This is a genomic window from Micromonospora sp. NPDC005291, assembly GCF_040607415.1.
Classification (GTDB): Bacteria; Actinomycetota; Actinomycetes; order Mycobacteriales; family Micromonosporaceae; genus Micromonospora.
Genome location: NZ_JBEXGR010000004.1, coordinates 97,209 through 112,453, shown reverse-complemented (window position 1 = coordinate 112,453; position 15,245 = coordinate 97,209). Strand labels below are relative to the sequence as shown.

Below are 15,245 nucleotides of genomic sequence, written 5' to 3'. Positions count from 1 at the left end.
TTGTCCCCCACCACAACTCCATGATCGACGCGGGCGGCGGCGGCAGCCTGCCCCGCCGGTTCATCTCATGCCGCGTAGCGCCGTCTGTAGGCGTTCCTGGGCGCGGCGGCGGCGTTCGTTGCTGGCACCGAGCACGAGTAGCAGGATGCCCACCGGGATCAGCGCCAGCCACGGGCCGAGGCTGAACAGGGCGTGGATCGCGGTGACCGACGCGCCGACGATCACCGGAGCCTGCTGCTGGCTGGACGAGCCGAAGATCAGCACCGCGACCGCGCCGAGCAGCAGCAGCATCTGCCGCAGCGTGCTGGACTCGGTGGCCAGCACGATCGCCAGCGTCGGCACGAAGGCGGCGACCAGCGCCGGCCCGTACGCCACCCAGCTGCTCATGTCCGGTCGGTGGCGCAGCTCCAGGACTCCGACCAGAAGGGCCAGCGCGGCGAACGGCAGCGTGTACGCCTCGGGCAGCGCCACGTCGGCGACTCGCATGAGGATCCACCACGCGGTGATCTCGCAGACCACCACCGCCCAGAACAGGATCCGGCGTTCCACCGGCCGGCGACCGGCTCGGGTCGCCGCCACGCCGAGGACCGCGCCCCAGGCGGCCAGCAGGGCGGCGATGTGCCGGGGTGAGTCGAAGGCGAGGGCGAGGGCGATCAGCGCCGCGGCGTATCCGCTCCACTCCACCGTGGCGGCCTCGCGCTGCGCCTCGGGACGGCGCAACCGGGGCAGGGTCGCGGCGAGCACCTGCAGGACAGCACCGACGGCCAGCACCCCGAACGCGGACCAGACCGGGGCCAGGCCGGCGACCAGGCCGGCGGTGAGCACGAAGAGCTGCGCCATCAGCGAGGCGAAGAGCCAGCCGAGGATGCGCGCCCGCTGAGTGGTGCCGAACAGCGCCGCGACCGCACCCACGCCGACCGCGCTGCCGAGGGTGAACAGGGTCAGCTGCCGGTCGGCCAGGCTGCCGGCCAGCCCGGCGCTGCCGCCGGCCAACCCGATGACGAACACCAGCACCCGGGCCAGCCGTAGCGAACGGGCCGGCTCGACCAGCGGCGGCGGCGGGGTCAGTGCGAGGCCGAGCATCGCGATGGTGAAGACGGAGAGCGCGGCGACGGTGCTCGCAGGCCAGCCCCAGCCCAGCGCGATGGGCGCGATCAGCAGCGTGACGGCGGCACCCGGCAGCACCACCGGCACGGCACGGGACCGCCGCCCGCCGCTGAACCCGGTGGCGGCCAGCGCCGCGGTCGCGGTGAGCAGCAACGCCGTCAGCACATGGGTCGGGTTCACCACGTCCGAGGGCGGGGTGAGCAGCTCCGGTGGCGGCCCCTGCCAGATGCGGGTCAGCGTGCGGTGCGGTTCGACCAGGGCGGTGACCAGGGCCGGTGCGATCGAGGCGAGTGCCAGGGCGGTCGGCAGGGCCGCCGCGGCCAGTGCGCCCGCAGCCGGGTTGACGCGCCACCGCCGTCGGTCCGGGTCGTCCGGCAGTCGCCGTAGCGCGCCGTCGAGCCGTACCGCCCAGCGCCGGACCGGCTGGGCGGAGCCGATCGGCGGCACGGTCGCCCCTCGGATCAGCTCGGCCAGCACGCCGAGCAGGCCGGCGGCGGCCGCGTAGACGCCCGCGGGGAGGCCGGTGGGGATGGCGGCGAGGGCACTGATGGTGGCCCCGCCGACCACCGCCACGCTGACCCAGGGCAGATATTGCGGCACCTGCCGGCGGACCGCGGCCACGGCGGCCAGGCCGAGGCTGGACGCGGCCAGCGCGGCGGTCAGGACCACCTGCGCAGAGTGTTCGAACTCGGCGGACAACGCCGCCACCGCACCGGGAAGGGCCAGCAGCGCGGCACCGATCGCCGCGCCACCGATCTGCACCAGGTGCGGAGGCATCCCCTCGGTTTCGATGTCGGTCACCTGTGGGCCGGCCAGGACGCGGGCCAGCGTGGCCACCACCACGCCGATCAACGCGATGCTGCCCAGCGCCAGCGCGGTGGTCCACGGCCGCACCAGGCCGGCTCCGGCGGCGTGCAGTGCGACCACCCCGGCCACGGTGGCCCGGGACAGCCCGGCGCGCGCCTCCTCCGTGGCCACGGCAGCCATCCCGTAGAGGGTGGCGACCATGCCGCCGACCAGGACCGGCGACCACCAGGCCAGATCGAAGGCGGCCGGCGCGCCGATCGTGGCGAGCACCACCGCCACACCGGACACATCCCAGCGCCAGGGCGGCGGGAGCAGGATGCCGGCGGCGAGAGCCAACAGCGCCAGCGCGATCGGTGCCTGCCAGGTGGCACCGCCGACGGGCGCGGCCGGCCAGCCGCTCAGGTCGCCGTTCCAGATCGGGCCGGGGGTGGCCAGCACGCCGAACCCACCGCGCAACGCCGACCATCCGGCGAGGACGCCGATGAGGACGCCGCCGACGGCGAGGCCGAGGATCGGCCCGCGTCGCCACTCCTCCGGCATGGCGCGGGCACCCACGGCGACCACGAGAACCAGGCCGGCGGCCACCGCCAGCTGCCCGCCCGGGGCGAGCACCGCCCCGATCCGCACCAGCGTGGCGATCAGGGCGGTGGTGACCGCCGCGGCGGCCAGGTCCGAACCGTCCAGGGTGAGGTCGGCACGACGGCCGGCGTCGATGGACGGGGCCAGGAAGAGCAGCACCGCCGCGACCAGCAGCAGCGCACCCACCCAGGCGTCGGCGACGGTCGCGCCGGGCGCGCCGAACGCGGCGGCGGTGACCATCAGCGCGCCCAGCCCGGTGCCGACCGACAGGGGCGCGGGGATGCGGCGCTGGGAGACCTGCACCACGGCGGCGTAGCCGAGGGTCACGCAGACCGCCAGGAAGCTGGCCGCCAGGACCGGGACGGTCACCTCCCGGAGGCTGGCCGGGGTGGGGGTCGGGTCGGTCGGCATGGTGGCTGCCACGAACGCGGCCACCGCCCCGGGCAACGCGAACGCGGCACCTCCGGCGGCCCACGCGGTGACCGTGTCGGAGGCGGCCGAGGCGATCCGGACCCGGGGTGCCAGCGCGACCAACGTGCCGGCCGCGAACAGGCTGAGCAGGACCGCGGCGGTGAGTGTGGGGCTGGACAGGCTGACGCCCGCGCCGAACAGGCCCACCACGGCCGCCCCGACGGCGTGCGCCACCGCCGCTCGGACGGTGCGCGCGGAGAGCCCGATGACCCCGATGCCGATCGCGGTGATCACCATCGGCCAGGGTGCCGTCACCCAGCCGAGACCGAACGACGCCGGAACGGCGAGCGCGGTCAGCGCCGCGCCGGCGACCGCGAATTCGCGGCGGATCTCCCTGGGCAGCGCCAGTACCGCAGCGATGGTGAGCAGGAATGCGGCGCCTGCGAGCTGCCAGGTGGTCGGTCCGACCGCGGCGGCCAATTCGGCCGGATACCGGTCGAGGTCGGCACCCCAGGCGGGAAGTGCCGCCCGGACCGGTGCCACCCCGGCGCGTAGCGCGCCTCCGGCGACCACCAGACCGCTGACGGTCAGCGCCACCGCCGAGGCGATCTGCGGGCCACGTCGGGCCGCCTCGGGGACCGCGCGCACCGCCAGCCCGGTCACCGTGATGACCGCCGCGATCAGCAGCAACGCCCGGCCGGGAAGAGCCACCGAGGCGATTCGGCTGAATGCGCCGATCACGGCCAGGGTGACGATGCCGGCCGCGACGTCGGGCAGCGGCGGGCGACGCAGCACCAGCGCGCCGGCCAGACCGACCGCGGCGGCCAGCAGGAGCACCACACCGGCGCCGCTCGCGGTCGGCACGGTCTGCGCCCGCAGAAGAGCGGTGACCGCGTACGCCAGGGCGACGGCGACCGCCACCGCGTGCAGCAACCAGGTCAGCTCACGCAACCCGGGTACCGGGCGGGTCGGCTGGGTGTCGGCGGAACCCACGCTGGCGTCGATCAGCTCGGCGGCCTCCTCCGGGTCGCCCTCCGGTCGGCTCTCGGTGCTGCGTTGGCGGGGCGCCGGCGGGGTGCCCGGCGTTGGCAGGTCCTGCCGGACGGGGCGTTCCACGACCACGCCGGAGCGGGCCAGCCAGAGGTCGACGAGGGCGACCAGGGCCAGCACCAGGGCCCAGCCGCCCGGCCCGGTGATCTGGTCGTACGCCAGCAGCGGCAGCACCGGCTGCGCGGCGAGCACGGTGGCGAAGCGGGGTGCGCGCAGGCCTGTCCAGCTGGCGTACCCGAGTGCGACGGCGGCGGTGATCGCGAAGATCACCCCGGCGAAGATCGCGGCGGAGGCGCCACCGTTGCCGATCCGGTCCACCGCCCAGAGGGCATTGCCGGCAAGCGGCACCAGCAGCAGGCCGACCGCGGCGATGGTCTCGGCCGTCGAGGTGAGCCCGCGCCGGGCCAGCGCTGGCGGGGCGAGCAGCATCAGCGCGGTGGCCAGGAGCAGGATGCCGAGCCGGGCCAGCGCGTCCATCGAGCTGGTCGCCACCGCGGCGAAGACCACCGCGGCCACCCCGAGCAGCAGCGCGCCCAGGCCGAGGGGGATGTTCTGCACCTCGCGCGACGAGGCCTCCGGCGGGTGCTCCGGGTCGTCCGCGTCCAGCCAGGTCGCCCGGGGCGGAGGTGGCGGCGGGTCCTCCGGGGCGGACGGAGCGCCCTGGCGGGGCACCCGGGGCGGCGCTCCGGTGGTGGCGGTCGGTGGCCGCCGGCCGGGGCGGCGGCGTAGCACCCGACGTGGCCGGGTCGCCTGCTTGAGTCGCTCCTCACCGGCGTGGGCGAGGATGTCCCGCTGGAAGAGTGCGGCCTGCATCTTGGCGGCGATCTGCCGCTGCTCGCGGGCGATGGCGGCATCGCGCGCCTTCATCTCCGCGATCGAACGCTCGATATCCGCCAGGTGCTCGGCCCACTGCGGCTGATCAGCCCCACAGTGCGGACACCGGACGGCCGGCTTGATCTCCCGGCCGCACGAGGAGCATTGAAAGGTCGCCACGACACCCCTCCACCCGCACTGTGGACTCCCACTCTCGCAGCATGCCCAAAGCTGGCGCGGATTTCGACTCTTGTCGGCGGGTCCGGGGCAAACAACGACACCGGCCGGCCACCGAAATGCTCGGTGGCCGGCCGGTGAGGTCCGTTCCGTCAGGGGCGGCCCATGCCCCGGTACTCCCAGCCGGCCTGGGTCCACAGTGCCGAGTCGAGGCAGTTGCGGCCGTCGACCACCTTGCGGCCGCTGACCAGTTCGCCAAGGGCGACCGGGTCGGCGTTGCGGAAGTCGGCCCACTCGGTGAGGACGCAGACCAGGTCGGCGCCGGAGACCGCCTCGTTGATGCCGGTCTCGTAGGTCAGCTCGGGAACCGCGCGGCGGGCGTTCTCGGTGCCCTGCGGGTCGTACACGTGCACCTCGGCGCCGGCCTTGTGCAGCAGCGCGGCGACGGCGAGCGCCGGAGCGTCGCGGACGTCGTCGGTGTTGGGCTTGAAGGTGGCACCGAGCACGGCGATTCGGGTGCCGGAGAAGTCCGGGCCGGCCGGACCGGAGCGGCGGCCGAGCAGGTCCGCGGCGAGCTGGAGCACCCGGTTGCGGCGGCGCAGGTTGATCAGGTCGACCTCGTGCAGGAAGCGCAGCGCCTCGCCGGCACCCAGCTCCTGGGCACGGGCCTGGAAGGCTCGGATGTCCTTGGGCAGGCAGGCGCCGCCGAAGCCGAGGCCGGCCTGGAGGAACCGGTTGCCGATCCGCGGGTCGTAACCGATCGCGCGGGCCAACTGGGTGACGTCGCCACCGGAGGCCTCGCAGACCTCGGCCATCGCGTTGATGAAGGAGATCTTGGTGGCCAGGAAGGCGTTCGCGGCGACCTTGACCAGCTCGGCGGTGGCGAAGTCGGTGACCACCAGGGGCACCTCGCGGTCCTCGGTGGCGGCCAGGTCGAACACGCCCTTGTGCGCGGCGTAGAGCATGCCGTTGGCCCACTCGCTCTTCACACCGACCACGATCCGGTTGGGGCGCAGGACGTCGTCGACGGCGAACCCCTCCTGGAGGAACTCGGGGCTCCACGCCACCTCGACGCCCAGGTCGTTCGGGGTGTGCTTGCCGACGAGCTGCTCGACCCATTCGGCGGTGCCCACCGGCACCGTGGACTTACCGACGATCAGAGCCTTGCGGGTCAGGTGCTGCGCCAGGCTGGTCACCGACGCCTCGACGTACGACAGGTCAGCACCCATCCCGCCGACCCGCTGGGGGGTGCCGACACAGATGAAGTGCACGTCACCGAATTCGGCGGTCTCGGCGATGTCGGTGCTGAACCGGAGGCGGCCGGCGGCGAGGTTGCGCCGGAGCAGCTCATCCAGGCCGGGCTCGTGGATTGGCACCTCACCGGCGTTCAGCATGGCGATCTTGTCGGCGTCGACGTCGAAGCCGAGCACCTCGTACCCCAGTTCGGCATAGCAGATGGCGTACGTCGCACCGAGGTAACCGGTTCCCAGGAACGTCACCCGCGGCCGGGGTGCGCCCGAAGGAGGCGTCACTGCGGCGATGGTGGGGGTCGGCTGGATGGTGGGGTAGGGGATCGTCACGCCTGTCTTCTCCGCTCGCAAAGGCGGCGCGTCGTCGCGTCGCGTCCTTCTGCGGCGCCTCGGCGGGCACCGGAGGGGTGGCTCTGTCGTCTGTCTTCCATCATCGCCCAGCGGCGTGGGTGCTCCGTCATGCCCATACCTACGCGCCGGTAACATCACCTGAACTGCAGTAGTTATCCTTCAGTCTGCGCGCTCGGCGGCCACGGAAGGCTACAGACTGCGCATGATAGCGGTGAAGGGGAGGGCCGAGATGGCCGTAGGGGAGTCGTTCGACGTCTACCGGGTGCCTGAGGAGCACGAGGCGATCCGGGAGGCGGTGCGTGCGGTCTGCACCGCAAAGGTGGCTCCGCACGCCGCCGAGGCCGACGAGACCGGGGAGTTTCCCAAGGCGTCCTACGACGCGCTGCGGGCGGCCGACTTCCATGCCCCGCACATCCCCGAGGAGTACGGCGGGGCGGGCGCGGACGCGCTGGCCACCGCCATCGTGATCGAGGAGGTGGCTCGGGCCTGCGCGTCCTCCTCGCTGATCCCGGCGGTGAACAAGCTCGGCACGATGCCGCTGCTGCTGTCCGGTTCCGAGGAGCTCAAGCGCCGCTACCTGACGCCCGTCGCGGCGGGCGACGCCATGTTCTCGTACTGCCTCTCCGAGCCGGAGGCGGGCAGCGACGCGGCGTCGATGACGACCCGGGCGGTGCGTGACGGGGATCACTGGGTCCTCAACGGCGTGAAGCGCTGGATCACCAACGCCGGTGTGTCCGAGTTCTACACCGTCTTCGCGGTCACCGATCCGGCTGCCCGCTCCCGGGGCATCTCGGCCTTCGTGGTCGAGAAGTCCGATGCCGGGGTGAGCTTCGGCGCCCCGGAGAAGAAGCTCGGCATCAAGGGCTCGCCCACCCGAGAGGTCTACCTCGACAATGTCCGGATCCCGGCCGACCGGATCATCGGCGCGGAGGGCACCGGCTTCGCCACCGCGATGAAGACCCTGGACCACACCCGGGTCACCATCGCCGCCCAGGCCGTCGGGATCGCGCAGGGCGCGCTCGACTACGCCAAGGGGTACGTGGCCGAGCGTCGGCAGTTCGGCAAGGCGGTCGCCGAGTTCCAGGGGATCCAGTTCATGCTCGCCGACATGGGCATGAAGCTGGAGGCCGCCCGTCAGCTCACGTACGCCGCGGCCGGCAAGTCCGAGCGTGGCGACGCGGACCTCACCTACTTCGGCGCGGCGGCCAAGTGCTTCGCCTCCGACGCCGCCATGGAGATCACCACCGACGCGGTGCAGTTGCTCGGCGGGTACGGCTACACGCGTGACTACCCGGTCGAGCGGATGATGCGGGACGCCAAGATCACCCAGATCTACGAGGGCACCAACCAGGTGCAGCGGATCGTCATGGCCCGGCAGTTGCTGGCCGACGTCGTCTAGGTCGTCCCTCCGGTCAGACGCCGTCCGCGGCCCGGTGTGCCGTAACCGGCATGCCGGGCCGCGGACGTCTCGTCCCTGGCCGAGGGCTGTCCGTGCGGGTGCGGGTGAGACCGGTGTGTGGCGTGACCCCCCACACACCGGGAACGTCATACGCCCTCAGGGCGTTGGCGAGCGAGAGAATCACCTCATCGGACGATCGCCTCATCCGGCCACCCCCGCCGTGACCCCTGCCTCGTCACTTCTCGCTGCCCACCGTCGGGCAAGCCCACACCGTGCCCGCCGCAACCGGGGGTGCGGTGACGCCTCACCGGTCGCACGTGACGATGCGCCAGCTTCCGCAGAGAGATTGAGACAATGAAGCAGTTGGTGGACAAGACCGGACCCGGCACCCGCAAGGGAGACCCGCGTACGACCGAGGAAGTGCTGCCCGGCGACCTGATGACCAACCGTCAGCGGGTGCAGCTCGTCCTCGTGCTCGGTGCGTTGATTGCGATCGGGCCGTTGACCATCGACATGTACCTGCCGGCGCTGCCCGCCATCACGGCGGGTCTCCAGACCACCGAGACCGCAGTGCAGTTGACGCTGACCGGCACGCTGGTCGGCCTCGCGTTGGGCCAGTTGTTGATCGGGCCGCTCTCCGATGTGGTCGGGCGACGCAAACCCCTGCTCGCCGGGCTGGCCGTGCACGTCGTGGCATCCGTGCTGTGCGTGTTCGCACCCAGCATCGGCGTGCTCGGCGCGCTGCGCGTACTGCAGGGTCTCGGGGTGGCGGCCGCCACCGTGGTCGCCACCGCCGTCGTGCGCGACCTGTTCAGCGGCGCCGCCTTCGCCCGGATCTTCTCCCGGCTGATGCTGGTCATGGGCCTGGCGCCGATTCTCGCGCCGACCCTGGGCAGCGGCGTGCTGCGCTGGACCGAATGGCGGGGTGTCTTCGCGGCGCTGGCGGTGCTGGGCGTGCTGCTGACCGTCGTGGCCGCGCTCCGGTTGCCGGAGACCCTGCCGGTGGCTCGCCGACGGCGTGGCGGGGTGGGGGCGACCCTGCGCGACTACCGGCGGTTGTTCAACGACCGGGCCTTCATCGGTCTGGTGCTGGTCGCCGGGCTGGCCATGGCCGCCCTGTTCGCGTACGTCTCCGGGTCGTCCTTCGTGCTGCAGGACCAGTACGGCCTCAACGAGCAGGAGTTCGGGTTGGCCTTCGGTGCGGGCTCGGTCGGCCTGATCACAGCCACCCAGTTCAACGTTCGGCTGCTGCGCCGCTTCACCCCGCAACAGATCCTGGTCAGCGCCCTGATCGCCGGAACGGCGGCCGGGCTGGTGCTGGTCATGTTCGCCGTGACCGGGTTCGGTGGCCTGGGCGCCCTGTTGGCGTCACTGTGGCTGGTCCTGGCCGCGACGGGCCTGGCCATGCCGAACGCGCCGGCGCTGGCGATGACCCGGCACAGCGAGGCCGCCGGGACCGCTGCCGCGCTGCTCGGCGCCGTGCAGTTCGGCATCGGCGCGGTGTCCGCACCCCTGGTGGGGTTGCTGGGCACCGGGAGCGTACCGATGGCGATCGTCATCGCGGGCGGCATGGCCGCCGCGCTGGCGGTCATGCTCCTCGTCGTTCCCCGCTCCAGCCTCGGCACGGGTGACCCGGACCTGGCGGTCGCGCTGCACTAGAGAGAGGGCGGGCCGGTTACCCGGCCCGCCCCCGACGATCAGCGGATCTCGGTGGTGTCCTCGGGGCGCGGCTGACCGCGCGGTGGGGCGGACCAGGGCGACTCGCCACCCACCCGGCGGGGCAGCGGCTCGGTCGGTGTCGGATCGGCGGGGTAACCCAGGGTGAGGGGCGCGTTGTCGCGCTCCGCGGGCGCGGGGGACGGCCAGTCGGTCAGAGTGAAGTCGTCGTTGCCGGGGCCTCGCTCGGGCGCGGGGACCGGCGCCGCGGTCGGCTCGGCCGCCGGGTGCGGCCACTGCCGCCAACGCTGCCCGCTGAAGGTCGCCATCAGCAGCAGCAGGCCGATCAGGAAGAGCGTGCCGTTCTCCACGGGCAGCCGCAGCGGCAACGGATCGCCGAGCACCTTCCACCCCTGCGGGATCGCGTCCCGCACCGCGAAGGGCGCCACGAACATCCCGACGTACGGGATGACCAGCAGCAACCCGGCCACCAGCGGGCCCAGCGGTGAGAAGCGCAGCGTGCCGAGAAGGCCCAGCAGGACACCGCCGACACCGAGGTACACGGCCGGCTCGATCAGGTTGGCGGTGTTGAAGGTGCCGATCTCCACCCAGCGGTCGACCGTCCGGCTCGACCCGTCCTGCCCCAGTGTGACCAACACCCAGGTGATGGGCGCCACCACCAGCCCGGCGAGGAAGCTCCAGAGATGTCGCATCCGCGCACCGTACCGTTTTCGGCATGACTGAGCACCTCTCCGCCGCTCCGATCGGCAAGCCGACGTCGTACTCACGCGTCACGCTGAGCAAGATTATGACCGCGGTGGACGTGAACCTGTACGGCACCGTGCACGGCGGGGTTCTGATGAAGTTCGTCGACGACGTGGCGGGGGCCGCTGCCGCCCGGCACAGCGGCGGGACGGCGGTGACCGCGGCGATCGACGAGATCGTCTTCTCCGAGGCGGTCCGGGTCGGTGACCTTGTCCACGCACACGCGCAGGTGAACTGGACCGGTCAGACCTCGATGGAGGTGGGCGTGCGGGTGGTCGCCGAGCGATGGGACTCGGCCGAGGACGCGCCGGTCCGGGTGGCCACCGCGTACCTGGTCTTCGTCGGCGTGGACGTGGGTGGGGCACCACGGGTGGTCCGGCCGGTGCTGCCGGAGACGGCGGAGGACGAGCGCCGGTACAAGGAGGCGGAGATCCGTCGCGCGCACCGCCTCGCCCGTCGCCGGGCCATCCAGGCCCACCGCGCCGGCTGAACCACATGGCTTGGCCAGGTGGAGTGTGGGCCGGGCACGCGTCGATCGGCGGACCCGGTGCGCAGAATGGCGCTTCGAGGTAGGGCAAGATGGCGCCACGGCCCATTCACAGTGTCGTGCCGGGCCAGGGGAGGGTGGAACAGTGGGTGACATGCTGTGGGCGCCGCCAGCGGACGTACGCGAGCGGTCCCGGATCGGTGCCTACCTGCGCTGGCTGCGGGAGCACCGTGGGCTGGACTTCGCCGACTACGACGCGCTGTGGCGCTGGTCCACCACCGACCTGGACGGGTTCTGGCGCTCGATCTGGGATTACTTCGAGGTGATCGCGCACACCCCGCCGACCGCCACCCTGGTCGACCGGGGGATGCCCGGCGCCCGCTGGTTCCCCGGGGCCACGCTCAACTACGCCCAGAACGTGCTGCGGATGCCGGGGCGTGTCGACGACGACCCGGTGGTGATCGCGCACGGGCAGACGCGACCACCGGTCACGCTGACCGCCGGGGAGTTGCGCGAGCAGGTCCGCCGGGTGTCGGCGGGGCTGCGCAGGCTCGGCGTCACCGCCGGTGACCGGGTGGCGGCGTACGCCCCGAACATCCCGGAGACGTACGTCCTGCTGCTGGCCACGGCAAGCCTGGGCGCGACCTTCTCGTCCTGCGCACCCGAGTTCGGCACCCGCAGTGTCACTGACCGGTGGCAGCAGATCGAGCCGACCGTGCTGGTCGCCGTGGACGGCTACCGGTACGGCGACAAGCCGGTGGACCGGCGGGCCGAGGTCGCCGCGATCCGGGCCGCTCTGCCGTCGCTGCGGCACACCGTGAGCATCGCGTACCTGGACCCGGCGAACGCCCCGGAGGAGGGGACGCTGGGCTGGGCCGAGCTGGCCGCGCCCACCGACGAGCCGTTGACGTTCACGCCGGTGCCGTTCGACCACCCGCTGTACGTGCTCTACTCCTCGGGCACCACCGGGCTGCCCAAGCCGATCGTGCACGGCCACGGCGGCATCCTGCTGGAGCACCTGAAGATGCTCGCCCTGCACCACGACCTGGGCCCGGCCGACAGGTTCTTCTGGTTCACCACCACCGGCTGGATGATGTGGAACTTCCTGGTGTCCGGCCCGGCGGTGGGCGCGACCATCGTGTTGTTCGACGGCAACCCGGCGGTTCGGGCGGAGCCCGGCCGGCCCGCTGAACCCGATCTGGGCGAGCTGTGGCGTCTGGCGGCGGAGACCGGCACCACGTACTTCGGCACCTCCGCGCCGTTCCTGTTGGCCTGCCGCAAGGCCGGGCTGGTGCCCCGGGACGTCGCCGACCTGTCGGCGCTGCGCGGTGTGGGTTCCACCGGTGCGCCGCTGCCCGCCGAGGGCTTCCGCTGGGTGTACGAGACCGTCGGCGACCGCCTCCAGCTCCAGTCACTCTCCGGAGGCACCGATGTGTGCACCGGTTTCGTCGGCGGGGTGCCGCTGCTGCCGGTGTACGCCGGTGAGATCGCCTGCCGGGCGTTGGGCGCCAAGGTGGAGGCCCGTTCCGCCGACGGCACCCCGGTCATCGGTGAGCTGGGCGAGCTGGTGATCACCGAGCCGATGCCGAGCATGCCGGTGGGCTTCTGGAACGACCCGGACGGCACCCGCTATCGGGAGGCGTACTTCGACGTCTACCCGGGCGTCTGGCGGCACGGCGACTGGATCACCATCAACGAGCGGGGCGGCTGCGTGATCACCGGACGCTCCGACGCCACGCTCAACCGTGGTGGGGTGCGGCTGGGCACCGCCGAGTTCTACTCGGTGGTCGAGGGGCTGGACGAGGTGCTCGACTCGGTCGTCGTACACCTGGAGGACGACGAGGGCGGCGCCGGTGAGCTGCTGCTCTTCGTGGTGCTGGCCGAGGGCCTGGAGTTGGACGACCCGATGCGCGCCAAGATCTGCCGCGAACTGCGGACCGCGCTCTCCCCCCGGCACGTGCCCGACGAGATTCACCAGGTGCGCTCGGTGCCCCGCACCCTGTCGGCGAAGAAGCTGGAGGTGCCGGTCAAGAAGATCCTCACGGGCACTCCGGTCGATCAGGCCGCAGCCAAGGGCGCCCTGGCCAACCCCGAGTCCCTGACGGCCTTCGCCGCCCTGGCCCAAAGCCGAACCCCCAACAACACCCCCGCCTAACCCCGCCGCCCCCGCCGCCCTCGCCCCGCCCCCCGCCCCCGCCGCCCCCAGCCCCGCCCAGTCGATCTAGGGCATATCGTCGTCGGATGATCTCCGATCACAGCGATATGCCCTAGATCGACGAGAGCAGAGGGCGGGCGCGAGAGCAGAGGGCGGGCGCGGGGAGCAGAGGGCGGGCGCGGGCGTGGCGGGGGGTTACGGGACGGGGTGGGTGACTTTTTCGGTGGTTAGGCGGGTGGGGAGGCGGGCTGGGTCCAGGTTGGCGCAGAGGACCACGGTGGCCGCCTGGGTCAGTGGGGCCAGCAGCCAGTCGACCGGGTCGGGGTGTCGGGCGGCGTCGACGAGGACCCGGGCGCCGGGAAGAATGCCCAACTCGGCGGCGCGGGCCTGTGCGCGGGCCAGCAGGTGATAGTCGGTGGGGCCCGGCCCGGGTTGCGGGGTGAAGTGGTCGCCGTGCCGGCGTACCTCGACCACGTAGTCGGCGAACCCGGGTGGCACCTGCCGTAGCGGTGCGGCGAGCGGGGCCAGCCCGAGGGCGTACCGCTCGTCGGCCGGCCAGGACTGCGCCTCGTCCAGCCGGTCGGCGGCGGCGAAGAGCACATCCACGTCACTCGCTGTGTCGACGACGCTCAGCTTGGCCGACCAGCAACCCAGCAGCACCGCCGCGGCCTGCCAGTGTGGCGGCAGCAGCACGCCGGCTGTGGTGCCCGGGGCGAGGCCGACCTCGTCGACGAGAAGGTTGGCGGTCTTCGCCACCCAGTTCGCCAGTGTGGCCCCGGAGAGCTCAGTGCGGTCGCCGCTGGCATCGTCGTACCAGGTGAGCATCGGTCGGGTCGGGTCGGTCGCGATCGCGTCGGCGAACACCCGGGCAATATTGTCGGCCATCGGCGCGAACGATACGCCCCTGCGGGCCGTACTCGAAGACGATGACAACTCGGCGTACCGTCGGGTCGCAGTCAGCGTCGGCCCCGTACTCCGGCGTAGGCTTTGCCCCCGGAGTGTTGTTCCCCACAGAATGCCAGAGGAGTCGCCCCGTGACCGCCGGTCGCCCGCCCCGCGTGCTCATCGACGCCACGAGTGTCCCCGCCGACCGCGGTGGTGTCGGTCGATACGTCGACGGTCTGCTCGGCGCCCTCGGCAAGGTGTGCGGTTCGGGGGTGGATCTGGCCGTGGTCAGCCTCCGCACCGACCAGGAGCGCTACACGCGGATGCTGCCCGGGGCGGAGATCATTCCCGCCCCGGCCGCCGTGGCGCACCGCCCGGCGCGGCTCGCGTGGGAGCAGACGGGCCTGCCGCTGCTCGCTCAGCAGGTCGGCGCACATGTGCTGCACTCGCCCTTCTACACCTGCCCGCTGCGGGCCGGTTGCCCGGTTACGGTCACCGTGCACGACGCGACGTTCTTCACCGAGCCGGAGCACTACGACAAGTCCCGCCGCACGTTCTTCCGCAGCGCCATCAAGACCTCACTGCGTCGCGCCGACCGGGTGATCGTGCCCAGCAAGGCCACCCGGGACGAGCTGATCCGGCTGCTCGACGCCGACCCGACCCGGATCGACGTCGCCTACCACGGTGTCGACCAGGCCGCCTTCCACGCACCCACCGACGAGGAGAAGGCCCGCGTACGTGCCCGGCTGGGGCTGGGCAACAGCAGCTACGTCGCCTTCCTCGGCGCCAAGGAGCCGCGGAAGAACGTGCCCAACCTGATCCGTGGTTGGGCGCGTGCCGTGGCCGACCGGGCCGACCCACCGGCCCTGGTGATCGCCGGTGGGCAGGGGCACGACGACGACATCGACCGGGCGGTGGCCGAGGTCCCGTCGCACCTGCGCCTGCTGCGCCCCGGTTACCTGCGCTACGCCGACCTGCCTGGTTTCCTCGGTGGCGCGCTGGTCGCCGCCTATCCGTCCTACGGCGAGGGGTTCGGGCTGCCGATCCTGGAGGCGATGGCGTGCGCCGCCCCGGTGCTGACCACGCCCCGGCTCTCGCTGCCCGAGGTGGGCGGCGACGCCGTCGCGTACACCTCGGAGGACCCGGAGCAGATCGGCACCGACCTGGCAGCCCTGCTCGACGACGAGCAGCGGCGGCTGTCGCTTGCGAAGGCGGGGTTCGACCGGGCCAAGGAGTTCACCTGGGAGTCCAGCGCCGAGGTGCACATCGCCGCCTGGAGTCGCGCCCGTTCGTGACCGTCCAGGCCCCCTGGCGTGACCCGTGCCACTCCGGGCGGGTTCGTCAGGCATGATG

9 protein-coding genes are annotated in these 15,245 nt (G+C 72.6%); 5 read left to right on the top strand and 4 right to left on the bottom strand.

The genetic code is table 11. The features are described 5' to 3' along the window. Positions 1-60 precede the first annotated feature (60 nt). Positions 61-4,947, bottom strand: a complete 4,887-nt coding sequence (locus ABZT18_RS07135; protein WP_355250772.1) for a permease — start codon at positions 4,945-4,947, stop codon at positions 61-63. A gap of 149 nt (positions 4,948-5,096) precedes the next feature. After that, a complete protein-coding gene (locus ABZT18_RS07130) occupies positions 5,097-6,524 on the bottom strand; it encodes a UDP-glucose/GDP-mannose dehydrogenase family protein (RefSeq protein ID WP_354995702.1) in 1,428 nt (475 codons plus the stop codon). A 250-nt stretch (positions 6,525-6,774) separates the two neighbouring features. On the opposite strand from ABZT18_RS07130, the gene ABZT18_RS07125 reads away from it, so the two are divergent. After that, entirely contained in the window at positions 6,775-7,944 is a 1,170-nt protein-coding gene (locus ABZT18_RS07125; protein ID WP_354995701.1) for an acyl-CoA dehydrogenase family protein, read from the top strand. Between the two features lie 438 nt (positions 7,945-8,382). Continuing rightward, entirely contained in the window at positions 8,383-9,603 is a 1,221-nt protein-coding gene (locus ABZT18_RS07120; protein WP_354995772.1) for a multidrug effflux MFS transporter, read from the top strand. A gap of 38 nt (positions 9,604-9,641) precedes the next feature. Here ABZT18_RS07120 and ABZT18_RS07115 read toward each other — a convergent pair whose 3' ends face one another. Then, entirely contained in the window at positions 9,642-10,313 is a 672-nt protein-coding gene (locus ABZT18_RS07115; protein ID WP_354995700.1) for a hypothetical protein, read from the bottom strand. 23 nt (positions 10,314-10,336) lie between these two features. Here ABZT18_RS07115 and ABZT18_RS07110 point away from each other — a divergent pair, with 23 nt between their 5' ends. Then, positions 10,337-10,855, top strand: a complete 519-nt coding sequence (locus ABZT18_RS07110) for a hotdog domain-containing protein (protein WP_204943434.1) — start codon at positions 10,337-10,339, stop codon at positions 10,853-10,855. Positions 10,856-10,997: 142 nt separating this feature from the next. Next, positions 10,998-13,007, top strand: coding sequence for an acetoacetate--CoA ligase (locus tag ABZT18_RS07105; RefSeq protein WP_354995699.1), 2,010 nt, complete (start codon positions 10,998-11,000; stop codon positions 13,005-13,007). Between the two features lie 195 nt (positions 13,008-13,202). Here ABZT18_RS07105 and ABZT18_RS07100 read toward each other — a convergent pair whose 3' ends face one another. Next, on the bottom strand, positions 13,203-13,892 hold the full coding sequence (locus ABZT18_RS07100; RefSeq protein WP_354995698.1) for a TIGR03089 family protein: 690 nt from the start codon (positions 13,890-13,892) through the stop codon (positions 13,203-13,205). 149 nt (positions 13,893-14,041) lie between these two features. On the opposite strand from ABZT18_RS07100, the gene ABZT18_RS07095 reads away from it, so the two are divergent. After that, a complete protein-coding gene (locus ABZT18_RS07095) occupies positions 14,042-15,187 on the top strand; it encodes a glycosyltransferase family 1 protein (protein ID WP_354995697.1) in 1,146 nt (381 codons plus the stop codon). Positions 15,188-15,245 lie beyond the last annotated feature (58 nt).